This window comes from Rhizobium sp. BR 314, from assembly GCF_047445805.1.
Classification (GTDB): Bacteria; Pseudomonadota; Alphaproteobacteria; order Rhizobiales; family Rhizobiaceae; genus Rhizobium; species Rhizobium lusitanum_B.
Map to the genome: position 1 here is coordinate 1 of NZ_JARWLA010000117.1, position 641 is coordinate 641.

The window sequence follows — 641 nt, forward strand, 5'->3', positions numbered from 1 at the left end:
TCAGATCGTCGGACCACAGAACGACATTGCCGCCATTGCCCGTCGTGACCGCATCGGCATTGATGACCGTATTGGCATCGACCGTCAGCGTCTCGGCATGCTGCAGCGGCCCCTTGCCCTGGCGATTGCCGCCGATATTGACGGTGCCGCCGCCGGTCTTGCCAGAGGCATTGATCTTCGCATTCGCCAGCGTGATCTTGCGGCCCGTCACCTCAACCTTGCCGCCGGTGCCGCGCCTGCTGCTGGCATCGACCTTGCCGGTGACGGCAACTTCGCCATCGCCACCCGACAGCACAATATCGCCGCTTCTGCCCGAGACACCCCTCGCCTCGATCGTCCCCGACATGTTGACCGCCTGCCGCGCCATGTCTCTCGCCGCTGCCGCAGACAGTTGCACCGTCCCGCCTCTGGCCGAGATCCTGCCGCTATTGTCGACCAGTGCCCCATCGCCTTTAGCCTTGGTCGGCACCGCCACCTGCAGGAAGCCGTCKCCGGACAGATCGAGCGTTGCCTGCTCGCCGGATCCCAAGGCCACCTTGCCCATCGGCACGGTGATGACACCAGAATTGGCGACCGTGCCGCCGATCAGCGCCATATAGCCGCCGCGGTTAATCGTGATCGTACCGGCATTCGTCACCGAG

The 641-nt window shown here is 64.7% G+C and carries 1 pseudogene; it reads right to left on the minus strand.

Going from position 1 to position 641, the window contains the following annotated elements:
* Positions 1–641: pseudogene (locus QD461_RS36690) on the minus strand (hemagglutinin); the annotation flags it as partial.